This is a genomic window from Desulfosporomusa polytropa (genome assembly GCF_055380075.1).
In genome coordinates, this window is sequence record NZ_AP042400.1 from 3,999,451 (window position 1) to 4,015,222 (window position 15,772).

General features: G+C 40.5%; 16 protein-coding genes. 4 read left to right on the forward strand and 12 right to left on the reverse strand.

Annotated elements, in window-relative coordinates; translation table 11 throughout:
- Window positions 1-38 precede the first annotated feature (38 nt).
- On the reverse strand, window positions 39-575 hold the full coding sequence (locus ACZ449_RS20395) for a flavodoxin family protein (RefSeq protein WP_464257890.1): 537 nt from the start codon (window positions 573-575) through the stop codon (window positions 39-41).
- A gap of 109 nt (window positions 576-684) precedes the next feature.
- Between ACZ449_RS20395 and ACZ449_RS20400 the strand changes: the two genes are divergently transcribed.
- Window positions 685-1,563 carry a LysR family transcriptional regulator gene (locus tag ACZ449_RS20400; RefSeq protein ID WP_464257891.1) on the forward strand — a complete coding sequence of 293 codons (879 nt, stop codon included), beginning with the start codon at window positions 685-687 and terminating at the stop codon, window positions 1,561-1,563.
- 127 nt (window positions 1,564-1,690) lie between these two features.
- Here ACZ449_RS20400 and argR read toward each other — a convergent pair whose 3' ends face one another.
- The 6 genes from argR to ACZ449_RS20430 all read right to left on the reverse strand — a co-directional run bounded on the left by argR (window position 1,691) and on the right by ACZ449_RS20430 (window position 7,606).
- On the reverse strand, window positions 1,691-2,131 hold the full coding sequence (argR, locus tag ACZ449_RS20405; protein WP_464257892.1) for an arginine repressor: 441 nt from the start codon (window positions 2,129-2,131) through the stop codon (window positions 1,691-1,693).
- Between the two features lie 166 nt (window positions 2,132-2,297).
- Window positions 2,298-3,236, reverse strand: coding sequence for a carbamate kinase (gene arcC / locus ACZ449_RS20410; RefSeq protein ID WP_464257893.1), 939 nt, complete (start codon window positions 3,234-3,236; stop codon window positions 2,298-2,300).
- A 28-nt stretch (window positions 3,237-3,264) separates the two neighbouring features.
- Window positions 3,265-4,686: an arginine-ornithine antiporter gene (arcD, locus tag ACZ449_RS20415; protein WP_464257894.1), complete on the reverse strand. Its 1,422-nt coding sequence runs from the start codon at window positions 4,684-4,686 to the stop codon at window positions 3,265-3,267.
- Between the two features lie 31 nt (window positions 4,687-4,717).
- Complete coding sequence (gene argF / locus ACZ449_RS20420) at window positions 4,718-5,719, reverse strand: ornithine carbamoyltransferase (protein ID WP_464257895.1); 1,002 nt, start codon at window positions 5,717-5,719, stop codon at window positions 4,718-4,720.
- A 30-nt stretch (window positions 5,720-5,749) separates the two neighbouring features.
- Window positions 5,750-7,012, reverse strand: a complete 1,263-nt coding sequence (gene arcA, locus ACZ449_RS20425) for an arginine deiminase (protein ID WP_464257896.1) — start codon at window positions 7,010-7,012, stop codon at window positions 5,750-5,752.
- A gap of 261 nt (window positions 7,013-7,273) precedes the next feature.
- Window positions 7,274-7,606, reverse strand: a complete 333-nt coding sequence (locus tag ACZ449_RS20430; protein ID WP_464257897.1) for a helix-turn-helix transcriptional regulator — start codon at window positions 7,604-7,606, stop codon at window positions 7,274-7,276.
- A 53-nt stretch (window positions 7,607-7,659) separates the two neighbouring features.
- Between ACZ449_RS20430 and ACZ449_RS20435 the strand changes: the two genes are divergently transcribed.
- Complete coding sequence (locus tag ACZ449_RS20435) at window positions 7,660-8,037, forward strand: helix-turn-helix domain-containing protein (protein ID WP_464257898.1); 378 nt, start codon at window positions 7,660-7,662, stop codon at window positions 8,035-8,037.
- A 710-nt stretch (window positions 8,038-8,747) separates the two neighbouring features.
- Here the strand turns inward: ACZ449_RS20435 and tnpC are convergent.
- The 5 genes from tnpC to ACZ449_RS20460 all read right to left on the reverse strand — a co-directional run bounded on the left by tnpC (window position 8,748) and on the right by ACZ449_RS20460 (window position 14,071).
- Complete coding sequence (gene tnpC, locus ACZ449_RS20440) at window positions 8,748-10,331, reverse strand: IS66 family transposase (protein WP_464257899.1); 1,584 nt, start codon at window positions 10,329-10,331, stop codon at window positions 8,748-8,750.
- 89 nt (window positions 10,332-10,420) lie between these two features.
- A complete protein-coding gene (tnpB, locus tag ACZ449_RS20445) occupies window positions 10,421-10,777 on the reverse strand; it encodes an IS66 family insertion sequence element accessory protein TnpB (protein WP_464256741.1) in 357 nt (118 codons plus the stop codon).
- Window positions 10,771-11,139 carry an IS66 family insertion sequence element accessory protein TnpA gene (gene tnpA, locus ACZ449_RS20450; RefSeq protein WP_464256740.1) on the reverse strand — a complete coding sequence of 123 codons (369 nt, stop codon included), beginning with the start codon at window positions 11,137-11,139 and terminating at the stop codon, window positions 10,771-10,773. Before tnpA ends, tnpB begins: the two co-directional genes overlap by 7 nt.
- Before the next feature lie 121 nt (window positions 11,140-11,260).
- Entirely contained in the window at window positions 11,261-12,220 is a 960-nt protein-coding gene (locus tag ACZ449_RS20455; protein ID WP_464257900.1) for a hypothetical protein, read from the reverse strand.
- Window positions 12,221-12,259: 39 nt separating this feature from the next.
- Window positions 12,260-14,071 carry an NACHT domain-containing protein gene (locus ACZ449_RS20460; protein ID WP_464257901.1) on the reverse strand — a complete coding sequence of 604 codons (1,812 nt, stop codon included), beginning with the start codon at window positions 14,069-14,071 and terminating at the stop codon, window positions 12,260-12,262.
- Between the two features lie 767 nt (window positions 14,072-14,838).
- Here ACZ449_RS20460 and ACZ449_RS20465 point away from each other — a divergent pair.
- Both ACZ449_RS20465 and ACZ449_RS20470 read left to right on the forward strand, forming a co-directional pair.
- On the forward strand, window positions 14,839-15,252 hold the full coding sequence (locus ACZ449_RS20465) for an ATP-binding protein (RefSeq protein ID WP_464257902.1): 414 nt from the start codon (window positions 14,839-14,841) through the stop codon (window positions 15,250-15,252).
- Between the two features lie 277 nt (window positions 15,253-15,529).
- Complete coding sequence (locus ACZ449_RS20470; protein ID WP_464261908.1) at window positions 15,530-15,706, forward strand: transposase domain-containing protein; 177 nt, start codon at window positions 15,530-15,532, stop codon at window positions 15,704-15,706.
- Window positions 15,707-15,772 lie beyond the last annotated feature (66 nt).

Here is a 15,772-nt window from a genome sequence, read left to right on the forward strand (position 1 = left end):
TTACAAGAACTAATAACTATTTTATTCACTTCATTTAGTTAAATGATAGATTTCCCAAGTTCAAATGCATCAATTAGCATGGAGGAATTTTCTATGTCATTAGGGTTCTCGAAGCCTTTAGCAGAGATAATTCCAAGGTTTTTAAAACTAAGATAATCACATAATTGTTGATAAGCATTAATCATACATTCTGAAACAAATGCGTCTTTTTTTCCGGCAACAGATAAGAGAATTGTACTTTGAATCTTTCTTCCTATTGCACTTTCGGCATAAGTCCGGTCAATGACAGTCTTGAGCTGTGCACTGAAGCCTAAATAATAGACTGGTGAACAAAGCACAAGGATCTCATTATTTTGTAATGCAGTAATAATTTCCTGCATGTCATCCTGAATAGCGCATCCACCGTTATGATCTTGACAGTAGTTGCAGTTGCAGCATGGGGCAATTTTCTTATTAGCTAATGTAATTTTGGTAATTTCGTTATGTAGTGCTGCTCCTTTGATAAACGCATCAGCAAGCTTTTCAGAATTTCCATGTCTACGTCCGCTTCCGCAGAGAATTAATATTTTTTTCATGTTAATCTCCTCATATTGTTGTTTTATGAATTACATGTTACCATGTTAATTGACATTTGCAAAATTGATATATTCGAAAGAGGACATCAAGAATTATGATGAGGTGTACATGGAAAATAGGAATCTTTATACGTTTAAAAGAGTATGTGAATTGAATAGTATTACAAAAGCCGCGGAGCAGCTTGGATATGCGCAGTCAACAGTTACTACACAGATTAAGCTATTGGAAAATGAACTTGGAGTAAAATTATTTGAACGGTATGGAAATACGATTCGTATTACACCTGCGGGAGAAAAATTATTAGAGTATAGCAATGAAATTTTTAGAATTACAGACAGATTTTTGGATGCTATGCATGAAGAAAAGGAAATATCAGGTTCACTAAGTATTGCAGCAGTAGATTCTGTCTGTATGACAGTTCTGCCGAATATTTTAAATCAGTTTATTCAAAAGTATCCTAAAGTGAATATTAAAATCGTATCAGGTATCGCTGATAAATTGAAGCATTATCTCGCAAGTGGACGGGCTGACATAGCATTTGTATTGGATTTTAATAAACCATCGGATGAATTGTGTTTGTTACTAGAAAAGACCGTCAATCTTGGCTTTTACATAGCAGCAAATGCGCCACTGGAATCAGCAGACGTATGCTTGGAGGATTTAAAGAAACAGAAATTCGTTTTGACAGAACCAAATTGTCAATATCGGAAAAAAGTAGAAGCATTTTTTAAAAGAAATGGAATTGAACCAGACATACTAATGGAGAGCTCCTCAACAGAGGCGATTATTAAAATCGTGGCGAACGGGCTTGGAATAACATATCTGCCTGGACTAGTAGTAAATGAAAATCAAAGGATAAAGCGACTACATTTGAAGGATAAGGAAAATGAAGAGAAGCTGCTTCTACAGTTGCTTATTCATAAGAATAAATGGAAAGGTACAATAATAAATGAGTTTATCAGAATATGTGAAGTTAATTTTGTGTGATATTAAGACCCTCTGAGTCATATTGGTAAGCCAATCAATTCAAATATAGGGGACACTAGGAGACGCTCCCGTCTTGTCACCTTTTAATGATGTACGAGATGTCAAAAAAGAAACGCCCCCTTATGTCCTACTGTTTGAATTGGGCTACTACTCGCTCAACGCTGTCTGGTGAATTGACTGTCACAAAAACCGTATCATTACCCGCAACAGAGCCGATTACTTCTGGGCAATTGATCATATCAAGCAGCATCGCAACAACCTTTGCCGCGCCTGGCAGCACTTTGCACACGATAATCGTTCCGCTGTAATCAAATGATACAATAAAATTATGGACGATTCGCTTGTACGATTGAGAAAACAATAGATTTTCCCTTGGCAAAATAGCATAACGATATCCGCCGTCAGCAGTTCCCACTTTAATCAGCATCAACTCTCTAATGTCTCTTGACACTGTGGCCTGAGTTACTTCAATGCCTTCTTGTTTCAAGGCTGCCATTAAATCAGCCTGCGTAACAATCCTTTGGTGCTCCACAATTTGCTCAAGCTTGACGTGCCGCAAACTTTTCACTTCATTCACCCCTCCGTTTTTCACATCATACATATAATTGGCCCAACGAGATTGCCACGTCGCTATCATTCCTCGCAATGACTGAGAATGTAATGAACCCGTCTAAAACAAGCTTTGCCTGTAGTAGACGGGTTCATGGCATTCAGCTATACCTTATGACTTGAACTTATTGCACAATGAGTGTACCGCTCTTTCCCGTTAACGCCTCCTTAGCCTTTTCCAGCGAAGCAATAATCGCCATCCTACCCGGTTTTGACGCAACAAACTTTATCGCAGCTTTCACTTTAGGCAACATACTTCCGGGAGCAAATTGCCCTTCATCGATATATTTTTTTGCGTCTTTTATGGTCATGATATCCAAGCTTTTTTGATTGGGCTTGCCAAAATTAATCGCAACCTTTTCCACTGCCGTTAAAATGACCAATGCATCGGCACCCAAATCCTCCGCAAGCCTTGCTGAAGCCAGATCCTTATCAATGACAGCGGCAACACCCTCCAAAATATAAGCTTCTGTTTCGATCACCGGAATTCCACCGCCGCCAACCGTTATCACGACTTGTTCGTCGTTTACCAGCCTTTTAATTGTCTCCAGTTCAACGATCTGCTTAGGTTCCGGCGAGGGCACAACTCTTCGATACCCTCGCCCTGAATCCTCCACCATCATATAGCCATGTTCCTTTTGCAGCGCTTCCGCTTCCTCCTGCTTATAAAAAGGGCCAATCGGTTTGGTTGGTTTTTGGAATCCCGCATCATCCTGGTCGACAACCACTTGGGTCAACACAGTAACAACCGGTTTATCGATCTGTCGCTTCTTCAATTCTTCCCGTAACGCTTGTTGAATGTGATAGCCAATCATCCCCTGACTCATAGCGCCGCACACATCAAAAGGCATCGGCGGCGTCACGTTCCTGGCGTACTCATTTTGAATCACCAGCCTTCCCACTTGCGGCCCGTTGCCATGCACGATCACAAGCTGATTGCCGTCTGCAATCAAATCCGCTAAATACACAACAGTATCTTTCACTACGCGCAGTTGTGACGCCGCCGTTGCAGGCTTGCCCTCCGCCTGCAAGGCGTTGCCGCCTAATGCAACAATCAGTTTCATTATGATTCTCCCCTCTGCTTGTACACTACTAACTCAAATTACCTGTTGCCATCATGACCAAAGCAATGACTCCTGCTACTAAAAACAGCAAGGCGATTGCTTTCTCATAACTTGTAAATACTTTTTGATTTTTCTCCTGTTTTACTTTGGCAAATACACCGATACCTGCCGCGTACAGGATGGTAACAAGCAGTATATACTTAAGCCCTGCGGCATAAATAAGCCAGGTCGCATACACACTGGATATGACCGCAAAAATGAGGTCCTTATTTTTTCCCGCCGGATTGGTATCATAGGTTTCTCCGGTGGCAGCCAACTTCCACGCATACAGCCCGCTGAATAAATAAGGAATCAATATAGCGGAACTGGCAATAGAATATAGGGCCTGATAGGTACTGCTTGAAACCAGCGTAATGATGAGAGATATCTGTACAAGCACATTGGTTAGCGTCAACGAGTTCACCGGAGAACCATGTTGATTTTCCTTAGCAAATATCCGGGGCAATATCCCATCCTGGGCAGCCACAAAAGGAATCTCCGCCGCCAGGATCGACCAGCCCAAAATCGCGCCAACCAGAGAAATCACTAGACCCGCATTAATGAGCACAGCTCCCCACTTGCCAACAACGGCCTCTAGAACATAGGCCGTCGAAGGAGTGTCCAACCCTGCCAAATCGGCCTGATTCATGACGCCCAACGCAAGCACCGACACCAGGACATAAATGACCAGAGTGCCAACTAGCCCGACCACCGTCGCTTTTCCCACATCACGGCGGTGTTTCGCCCTGCCTGAAATCACCACCGCGCCTTCAATCCCGATGAACACCCACAAGGTGACCAGCATCGTACTTTTCACCTGATCGGCGATGCTCCCCAGCGAGGCGTCGGCCTGTCCCCAAATATCCAGGGTAAAGATATCCACGTTAAACGCTACAATCACGCCAATCAGGAACAGGAATATCGGCACCAGTTTCGCAATCGTTGTAATAACATTCACGAAAGCGGCTTCCTTAACCCCTCTTAAAATCAACACTTGTATCGTCCATATCAAAACCGATGCACCTATGATCGATACCTCATTATTCCCCTTGCCAAAGACCGGGAAGAAATATCCTAATGCGCCGAACAACATGACCGCATATGATACATTGCCAAGCAAAGCACTCAACCAGTATCCCCATGCTGCATTAAACCCGATGTAATCCCCGAATCCAGCCTTGGCATAGCTGTACACCCCGCCATTTAAATCCGGTTTTCGCATCGCCAAATTCTGATAGACAAACGCCAGCGCAATCATACCAATACCGGTAATTACCCAGCCGATGATAATAGCGCCGACCCCCGCTCCTCTGGCCATATCTGTCGGCAGAGAAAACACGCCCCCGCCAATCATCGAGCCAATCACCAGACCTATAAGAGCAACAATTCCCAGCTTTTTGTCCTCTTCCACGCCAACCCTCTCCCTTATTGTTACAGCATTGCTATTCTCCCAAGGTGGCCACCATGATGGCTTTAATGGTGTGCATTCTATTCTCCGCTTCATCAAACACCACCGAGTGTTTGCCTTCAAATATTTCATCCGTAACTTCCATCGCCGTTAAACCGAACTTGTTAAAAATGACTTGTCCGACTGTAGTTTTCAGATCATGAAAGGCTGGCAGACAATGCTCAAAAATTACTTTTTCATTCCTGGTCAGGGCAACCATCTCGGCATTAACCTGGTAAGGTCTCAATAAGCCGATTCGCTGTTCCCATACCGCGTCCGGTTCCCCCATGGATACCCAAACATCAGTATACAGAACATCGGCATTGGCAACACCTGCCGCAATTTCATCGGTGATCGTGATCCTTGCCCCGGTATACGCTGCCACTTCGCGACATTTTTTCACTAAATCATCTGCCGGAAATAACGCCTGAGGCGATACAATTCTAAAATCCATGCCCATCTTGGCAGCCCCAATCATCAGCGCATTAGCAACATTGTTTCTGCCATCGCCAACATACACAAAAACCATTTGATTGTATGGCTTATTTACATGCTCTTGCGCCGTCAAAAAGTCCGCTAACACCTGCGTCGGATGATCGGCATCTGTCAAACCATTCCAAACAGGCACGCCCGAATAAGCGGCCAACTCTTCCACAATGCTTTGGTCAAACCCTCGGTATTCTATGCCATCGTACATTCTGCCAAGCACTCTGGCAGTATCAGCAATCGATTCCTTTTTCCCCATCTGACTTCCCGTCGACCCCAAATACGTAACATGCGCTCCCTGATCCAGCGCCGCCACTTCAAACGAACAACGCGTCCGCGTAGAATCTTTTTCAAACAGAATGATGATATTTTTCTTTCTCAGCTTCTGCTGTTCAGTTCCCGTAAATTTAGCCCGTTTTAACTCTTTCGCCAAATCCAGCAAATACTCAATTTCCTTGGGCGAAAATTCCATCAATGTCAAAAAGCTGCGATTACGCAAATTAAATCCCATTTTTTCATTCTCCTCTACCTGTTTATAGTTTTACAGAGCATCCCGCACTAGTGGCATGCTCATGCACCGCGGACCACCTCGTCCTCTGGATAATTCTGACGAGGGAATCTCATGCAGCTTGATGCCGTAACCCTCTAAAATTCTATTTGTCACATGATTACGCGAGTAAACGACAACTTCTCCTGGGGCAATTGCCAAGGTATTTGCCCCATCGTTCCACTGCTCTCTGGCGGCATGAATCCGGTCACCGCTGCCGCATTGGATCAGCGTCACCTTACGCTCCAGATATTTTTCTAAGATATTTTCAAGCTTTTGATTGAGCTGCTCAATCTTGATCCGTAAGCCGCCTGTTCGATCCTGGCATTTGCTCATCTCATAGACCGTTAACGGTCCTTCGATTTCCGAATGAATAGTAAACTTATCGTAATCAACCATAGTAAACACCGTATCCAAATGCATAAACGCCCGCGATGAGGGAATATGAAAAGCCAATACCTTCTCAAAACTAGCATCTGCATTAAATAATCTTTGACACACCTTCTCGACCGAGGCTGAATCCGTTCGCTGCGAAATTCCAATTGCCAAAACCTTATCATTTAAAATTAATTCATCGCCGCCTTCCAACGCTGTGGTTTCTTCCCTGTCAAACCACAGTGGAATATTGGCCTCTTTAAACTGCGGATGGTGTTCAAAAATGTATTTGGCAAATATCGTTTCCCGATTGCGGGTTTGCGTCCGCATGCGGTTGAGCGTAATACCGTTGCCAATGGTTGCAAAAGGATCTCTCGTAAAATATAAATTGGGCATCGGATCACAGAGAAACGGATACAAACCATTGACCCGGTCATACAGCGAGCTTCCCTGATAGAGGGCTAATTCTTCCCTGCGTACACCGGCCATCATCGTATCAATCATCTCTTGATTCGAAAAGCCATAGAAATAATCGGTCAACGCATATTTTAAGTTCTCATTTTCAACAGCGGCTTCCGCAATAAACTGACTAATAAATGCCCCCTTTATCTGAGCATCGGTCAACGCCTCCGCTGCCAGTTTTTCCAGATAAAGAACTTCAACGCCGTTATTTTTTAAAACCTGTGCAAAAATGTCATGCTCTTTTCTCGCCACTTCCAAATAGGGAATATCATCGAATAATAACCGTTCCAACAGATCCGGCGTCAAATTCTCCACTTCCTGACCTGGGCGATGCAATAGCACTGATCGCAACCGTCCAATTTCAGACGTCACATGCAGACAGTTTTCTGCTACATCACTTTTTCTAACTGCATTATCCATAGTTACCATCCTTTCGTCGTGGATATTTACTCATAAAAAAACCTAAATTCCTGTTGTTCAGGGCTTTTGCCAATAGGGTATTCTCTTATATCTTGTCGGAATAAAGTAGAAGATTATGGTAATAATTACTGGTATAATTTACGTAAGAGGATCTCTCGCGGGATTTTCATTCTGTGTATATGCCAGAAAAAGGTGTTTTAAGCTGTACTTTTTCACCATTGCTTGTTATGAAATAAAATTCACCTAATTAATAGGTTTTGTTTATGGGGAATCTCTTTGTTTTATTTGCTTCATTTTGAAGCCATCAAGATCAAAAAAAATACTTTCTGGAGATACTTTAAGGGTTTTAGCTATTCGTTTAGCTAATCCATAATCAGGATTTCTTACTCCGTTTTCAATTAACCCATAAAAGCTGCGTGATATTCCTAGTATCTCAGCAATTTGAACTTGTCTGAGTCCAATATTCTCACGTGCAATAGCTAACTCTTTTCTCAATCGAACACCTCCTTTTGCTTCCCTTTGAAGCATTTCCATATTTTTATTATAGTGCTTCATTTTGTAGCTGTCAATCTCTTTTGCAACATTTAGAAGCATTTTATTTTATTGCTTCTGTCTGTAGCATATAATGATAAGTAGGAGTTGATTTTATGTCTCTTGGTGAACGGCTCGCCGCTTTGCGCGAGAGCAGAACACTTACACAAAAAGAATTAGCACAGCTAACAAAAATATCTCGTTCCCGCCTATCTTTATATGAAACAGATAAACGTGAACCGGACTTACAAACATTAAAACAGCTTGCGGATTTTTTTAATGTTACTATCGACTATCTTGTTGGTCGCAATACCACTGAATTCTCAGCTAAAGAAGAACAAATGCCTAATGATTTATTAGAATTTCTTAAACTGCCAGATGCTCAGTTTGATGATATACTACTGACTGAAGAAGACAAAGCAAAAATCAAGGCATCACTTGACATTATATTCTGGGATACAAAACAAAAAACAGACGAAAAAAATCGCAAATGATTTTTTCGTCTGTTTTTTGGGTCTGCGGATAATTTTTGGACGGACAGAAGGACAGGAACCTATCTGCTAAATTGTAAACATGCTTACTTATGTTACTTTCACAAGCTGTCTTGGGATAAGCAGCTTCAAGCAGTTTACTGGCATACTCGTTGCCGTCGCTTATTCCGTTTTCGGACGCCGCAGTTATGCTCCGCACTTCTTGCATACCTTGGAGTTCCACTCTATTCTCTGCAAGATAGCCCTTTTCGGGTTTCTGCTTTCTTTGCATATCTGTCGAGTACCTCAAATTTCCTAAGCCTCCTGACGTTCGGCCCTTCTTGCCTCACATATACTTGAGACAATACTATGGCGCCTGCTGACTTCTGACTGCTCAGTTGTGCATTACTGCACAGGTTACCACTTTGAAATTCATCTCTGCGGCGTATCTGCCAGATCTCCCTGGGTAAGATCAATATCCTTCATCTCATGTACCCGCCACATTTACCGTATGGGGTTCGGGCAGCGTTGGACTTCGTTTTGCCTCGCAAACTCGTCCGCCCCAATTCGGCCTTATATGTGATTCTTATTCATCGGGTCAAGACTTTGCCTCCGGCTTCTTTCAGATTCCGCCTCACGGCGGACACCCTTGCCATTGGCTAATGGTTCCCACTGCCGAGTCCATAGCGGACTTTCACCGTAAGCGTCAAAAATGTCGTCACCTTGACAACAAGTCATTTGGTAACGGCATTAGTATTACAGTAATCTGGAACAAAACTGGGCATTAGTCGTTGTAGTGCCTCAACATCATTTCGTATATCCCAGTTGGGCGCGTTTTTAAAAATATAAGTCAGGTAGGCATATGGATTGAGCCCATTTTCCTTTGCGGTTTCTATTATGCTGAACACAACTGCGCTGGCTTTAGCTCCTCGCGGTGTGTTGGCAAAGAGATAATTTTTGCGGTCAATCACAAACGGCTTAATGCTGCGTTCGGCGCGATTGTTACTGATTTCCAGCCTTCCGTCCAGTAGATATCGTTCGAGATATTTCCATTGCTCCAACGTATAGTGCACGGCTCTGCCAAATCCGCTCTTGGTAGATGCCTTTACTGTATGAAGGTACGACAAAAACTCGTCAAGCACTGGTTTTGCCAGTTCCTGACGCTTTTTATAGCGTTCTTCCGGTGTACAATCAGCTAGTTGGCGCTCAATAGTAAATAGCTTATCGCAATATTGTTTGCTACGTTGCGCCCCAGAGCCTTCCCGGTCTTTTTCCAAAAGGCCTTTTAGCGCCTCGTCAAATTTTCTTCTGGCGTGCGCCCAGCAACCTACAATGATGATTCGCTCCGGCAAGCTATGATACCCGGCATAACCATCCGTATGAAGGTAGCCGCTAAACTCCTGCAAAAATTCTAATGGGTGCTTCGCCTTCCGATCTGGCTGATAATCACACAGCACAATAGGCATACTAGCACACCCGCCAGTTCTATACAGCCACATGTAGCTTTTGCTTTGCGCAGATTTGCCCGGCTCGTGAAGTACCTGTAAAATGGTTTCATCTGCATGGAGCACTGGCTGTATGGAAAGTAGCTCTTTAAAGGCATCATAGATTGGCTCCAGCCAATCTTCAGAACACCGAATCAGCCAGTTAGACATAGTTTGTTTGGAAAGAGCTATGCCCATACGGCTCAAATCTTGCTCCTGGCGATGCAGTGGCATTCCATTTGCAAATTTCTGTGTCATAATATGAGCAACTGCTTCTGGAGAAGCAAAGCTTCCTTTGATTACCGGCTTGTCCATTGGTGCCTTGATAATAGGCACGCTGCATGCATTGACTTCACAGTCGCGGCAGGCATATACATAGTCAATATGTTCTACGATAACTGCCTTGGCCGGGATGATCTTCAATTCGCGGCGGACATTTTTACCCATAATATGCAGTTTTGAACCACATTCCGGGCATTCCTGCTCATGTTCCGGTAAAAAATGTTCTACAACCTCTATTGGTAAATCGGCAGGAATGGTCTCTTTTCTTTCTTTGACATTCTTACGATAATGCTTCTGAACTTCAGTCAATTCAGGCTCGGGCACCCGTTCATCTGCTGTTGCCTCCGCCTCGTTAAAAAGATTAAACTGATCGTATTTGCTTTTTTCACTGGAGGAGCCGAACTGTTTTTGTTTGGAAAGACGCATTTGCTCCATCAGCCACTTGACCTGTTGAGTCAGTTCCTCATTTTGTATTTTTAGTGCCTCATATTCAGTACGAGAAACAAAGATCATTTCTTCTTGTGTATTAGTACCGTTCACTAGAATTTTCATGTAATAATTATACCATATTTTATGGCTTTTTTCCATGGAAATTCCGTTAAATCCATTGATTTTGCAGGATATTTAGGACTTTTAGCAAATTAGACGATTTGTATTTTATCGACTTTTTTATGCGCCCTCGGCTGTTGAATGCTTAACCCTTCCATTAGCCAACGAAACTGTTGTGGCGTAATGTGTTTGACCTCTTTTTCATCTTTGGGCCACTGAAAGCCACCGTTCTCCAGCCGTTTATACAAAAGTACAAAGCCATCTCCATCCCAAAAGAGCGCTTTGATTCGATCACGCCGACGGCCGCAAAACAGGAACAGACTGTTGGAGAACGGATCTAGATGAAAGCATTGCTGTATGGTCGCTGCCAGACCATCAATAGATCTTCTCATATCGGTGTGGCCGCAGGCGAGAAAGATATGTTCGATTTTAGATATATCACCTAACATAAATGTTTCAGTGCCAGAAGCGTAGCCTCCACGGTTACCATATCAGCGCCTTGATAAACATGGATTTGCATATCGTTACGCTCAATCGTAACAGCCAATGTTTCCGCACGATGCTTAGGCATCTTCATTTCTGCAAATACCGAACCCTGTACGGGAACAGCCTCGCTGGAGGCAGGGAGACTTACCGAAATTGCCCGGCAAGTCTCCTGACATACAAGCTTCTGCCAATGATAGTATGTTTTCACGTTAATGTTATTTTCGCTGCACCACGTTTTAATGGTTTTGCCACTGTTGCGGCAAGCCGTAACAATATTGCGCCATTTCTCCAATCGAACTTCATGCGTCACTTTCTGTACGCTCATAAAAGTAGACCTCCTGCGAGTTTCTAAGAATCCAAATGACTCCAACAAACTCTATGTGATTCTCTTAGACCTATTGTCTCATCCGGAGGCCTGGTTGTACATGTGACGATTTATTTGACGCTTACGGCTTATTCAATGGGTGCCTTGAACACAGTCCTCCCGCATATTTAAACTTATTAATCAATTCATTATATTTTTCTTTATCTGCGGGGCCTATAACTAGAGAATTTTCAATTAAGTGTGATTCTAATATAATTGGCTCTTTTAAAATAGGGCCAATTGACTTCTCGAAATGATTTATAAAGTCAAGCCAATCTTTTTCATACTTTACACGATCTTTCTCATATGTACATGCTAATTCCTTAGCAGAAGCTAAACATTCAATTTGAGCCGTTGCTAATGCTTTTAGCCAATCTTTTAGACGATTTCGATCTTCCGATTTTGGTGCTAAAGTGTAGTTACATCCGATAGCGAAAGGAACACCCAGAAAATTATTATAAACAACAAGCACACCAAGCACAGGATAATCTTGGAAAGTATCATTTACTAAACTCTTAAGAATTAGATTTCCATCATCAAGAAACAGACTAGAAACTTCTTGCTCTTTTTCCACCTGTAAATATTCGATCTTGTTAGCTACACAATCTAAATCAGTACTAGATTCATCTTGGAGCTGAATTACAGGCTTTAAATCGATATTGACAGCTAAACTTGAACCTATATTTTTCATTAAATAGTTAACATGCAATCTACATTGTATGCTTACATTTCCCGAGTGACCATAGTGATAAGCTCTTGGACTTTCAATCTCTATGCTTGTAATATTACACCAAGGGAACGGTTGATTGTAAAGTTCCCTAGAATCTTGCATTTCAGCTAATTGATCTTGCATCAAGGACAATTGGCGGTTAGTTGTATAAACATAAGAAGCTGTTAATAGTACTAATACCAACGTAGAAAAGCCCGATATAATTTGAGCTGATTTTTCAGTATCAAAATTAAACATAATAATCAAAACGCCGACCATAAGTATAACCAGAACAAAAATTATCCAAAATCCTACAGAACGAAGAAGTTTCATAAAAGCGTCCTCCAGACCTATGATGCTTAATTTATGAATCTAAAACTTAAATAGCTTACTTATTTCAGCCAAAAGTGTCTTATGCTCATTTTGTAAATCATCCAACAAATACATACAATACATAAGTTGAGGTAAAACGTTCATAGCTAAAATAGGATGCACTATGTCCTTATAAATTGGAGTTCCCAAACTAGTTGATTTAACCTCAAAATTGAAGGTATCTCTGGTTTGCCCACAGTGTTCTTTGATGTTCTTCCAAACCTCATACTCTGAAAAAGAACATCTAATACCATCTATTTCTTTATAAGTATGTACATTACGATACTTTTCATAAATAAAGTTGATAAATCGCAAATAATAATCCGTTGCATTTGCTCCCTTTATATAGAATTTGCCTTCAATTGAACTGATTTGTATCATATTTTTTATCGCGAATCTATGCAAAAAACGCTCTAAGGGCAATGACGTATATTCATATTTATCTCGAATTTCCCTTAACAGTGGCATTATTATGTCTCTCTCGGCTTTTTCTTTATCAATCTCCATTACTAAGTTAAGAACTTCTTCACTTCTAATTTCTTCTATAATACTTCGCAATGCTTGGTATCTTATGTTTTCTTCTGACTTGACAATAAATAAGGCAGTAAAATATTCTTGAAAGCTCCGATGAGTAAATGTTAATTGTAAACCATCTTGAATTAGAATACACACGTTATCTATTAAGTCTTGACGATACTTATGAATCTCTACGTCAATTCTGCAAAAAGATCTTGCTTTCTCTAATTCGTTATTTAACTTGAGAGACGTAAAACTATATCTTTTTTCAAAATAGGTAATAGCACAAAATGCAGCTAGCAATTTCTCAAAGGAATCTATTGCAAGATCGGAATGCATTTCTCTCTTATAACCCGCTTTTGTCGAATCATGTTTCCAATAAAGAGTTTCAAATGCTTGATTGTAAAATATATATTTCTTTTCTGGAATATCTGAGAACTGCGTAAACGTCATTAGCATCAGTGTTAATAATAAAGGGTTAGTTGTAAAAGTTTTATGTGTTTCAAATAATTTAGATCTTAGTTCTTCAATAAATTTTTGCTTGACTTCTTGTTCATATCTTAAATTATTAATCAAAGTTATAGCTTGCTCGTTAGATAAAGGCATTACTTTTAATTCTGCAAAATTACACCAAGAAATAAAGGCATCTTCAGGACGTGATGATATTATAATGACTATTTCTTGCTGGTATTTATCTCGTATTTTTAAGATTTGCTCTGTTATCTTCTTTTTTAAATCATTTTTCACTTCATCGAAACCATCTAAAAAAAGTATGACCTTGCCATATTTTAGAACCGTATCAAAGTGATTCTTTTCTATCTTTAGGTTCAGATGTTGAAGGGATGAGTACATATACTCAATTAGGTCATCATCATCGTCTAGGTATCTAAGTTCTATAAAGATCGGGATGTAATCGGTTTCAAATGCCGTATTTATAAAAAGATGCCTCATTAATGTCGACTTTCCGCAACCTGCAGTCCCAGTAATTATTAAACTATTTCTTATTTTAAGTAAGTGCCGTACTTTATTTGTCGAGATTAAGGCTTCACCATAGCGTACATCTAAGTGAACATAAAAGTCGTATAAAGAAACAGGCGTATCTCGATATAATAATGTTTTAATCTCACTATATTTACCTAAGGAAGAATTAAGATATTTTTTAAATACGGTTCCTAATCGTACATTTAGTTCATTGTATTTTTCTAGTGTATACTCATTAAAGAAAGATACAATGCTTCCTATCTTATTCTCTATTAACTTCGTAGTTAATTTAATCGCAAGATCATCATTAGTCATTATTCAAACTTCCTTTTCTAAAAATTATTCGGAAAGTTATAATATTCGATAAAGTTATTCCATTACCTCCCATAAAACCTATAACTTGGTACTAGCTACTGCTTAAGTAAAATTCTTTTCTAAGTTTTTCATGAGGATCATTAGAAATTGGATTGCAATTCCCTGGTAGAAGTGTCACGGGGACGGGGTTATTGACACTTAGGCAATAAGGTGCATCTGAGGAAAACAGGGGTCAGGCGCACGCACTATTTCAATAACCATGTTTCCTGACGGCTCCCTACAATCCCGGACGGTCGGATTTCCCGAGTCCGGTTTTGACCTTAGGTCTACAACGCAGTTGCCTTCCAAATTGAACACAGGCTTAAATGGTGGTATCCATATTCCCCCATTGGTCTATTCGTATGCCACTAGTTCGGTGGCATATTCTGTAAGCGTCCCCTTGACACTTTTATTTTCATGAACATGCCTTGACCATCTGCCCAATTAGTCAATATTGAAATCAAAAAACGAAAACTAGCCTTTTTAAGCCAAGGCTAGTTTTCGTTTTTCCCGCAGTCTTTTTGCTAGTTCGGTCCCTGGCGAAATATAGCTCTTTACCTGCTGGGCATATCTAGTCTTTTTTGTGTTTACACTGCCGCTTTAAGGAGTATTAAGTCAAAATTTTTATAAGTAAGTAATAATGTTATTTTTTTCTCAATCATTTTAAAGGAAAACCATTTAAAAGAATGGAATTGTATATACAGATCTATATTTCTGGGAGGAATGAAATGAAACTAATTATTGGCCATACTGGTTCTGGTAAAACAGCAAGAGCAATTGAGGTAGGCCTCAAACTAGCAGAAACAGGTAAAAGGGTGTTATTCTTTGATGGAGAATCCTCTGCTGAACACTATCTAAAGTCTAAGCTAGATAACAAGAAGCCCCCTGTTGGGTTTAATATCTTTGATAAATTTGATAAGGTTCAGGATATCTATTCTAAAATTGAATATGGTGGCTATGATGTTTATGTTATAGATACACCCAATCTATATTTTGATTTGGATAAACTTTATAACATTAAAACCTCAAGTTCTTTGTACTTTGTACTAGGTTTAGAATCTAATATCTTTCCGGAATTAAATAAGGATATGGTTATTATTACCTCCTATGATGAATTAAAGCCTATGTTTTCTAATAAATGAAGACTAATTCAGACAACGTTTTAACGCCACCTGAATTGTAGTCGAAGTTATCGGGTAAAATTTGGGAAACTCGGGGACAGGCACGTTATTTCAAAAGTATTAAATCTACCATGAAACAACTAACCTGTCTCTTGTATTTTCTGCGGCTTAAAATTAATCGTACGTGTACCTTTATCAGAAACAAATATGCATTTAAAAATGCATTGTTGGAAGCACGGGAACCGTCCCCCCGCTTTCTACTAACGGAGCAAAGTCATCTGCCGCTGTTTACAGTCTCATCCAAACAGCCATAGAAAACGGGTTAAATCCACGAGCTTATCTAGAATACATATTTAAGCAAATTCAGCTACAGGATGCCCTCTGTATTGAAAAACTGCTTCCTTGGTCTGAAGAAATTCCTGTAAGTTGCAAGATGCCGGTCAAAAAAAATATAACCGTGCTAACGACCATCTGATGTTTTATTTTATCGTATATCAGGTGGTTTTTTATTACCATGTGGTGTTGCTTTGACGCTTACATT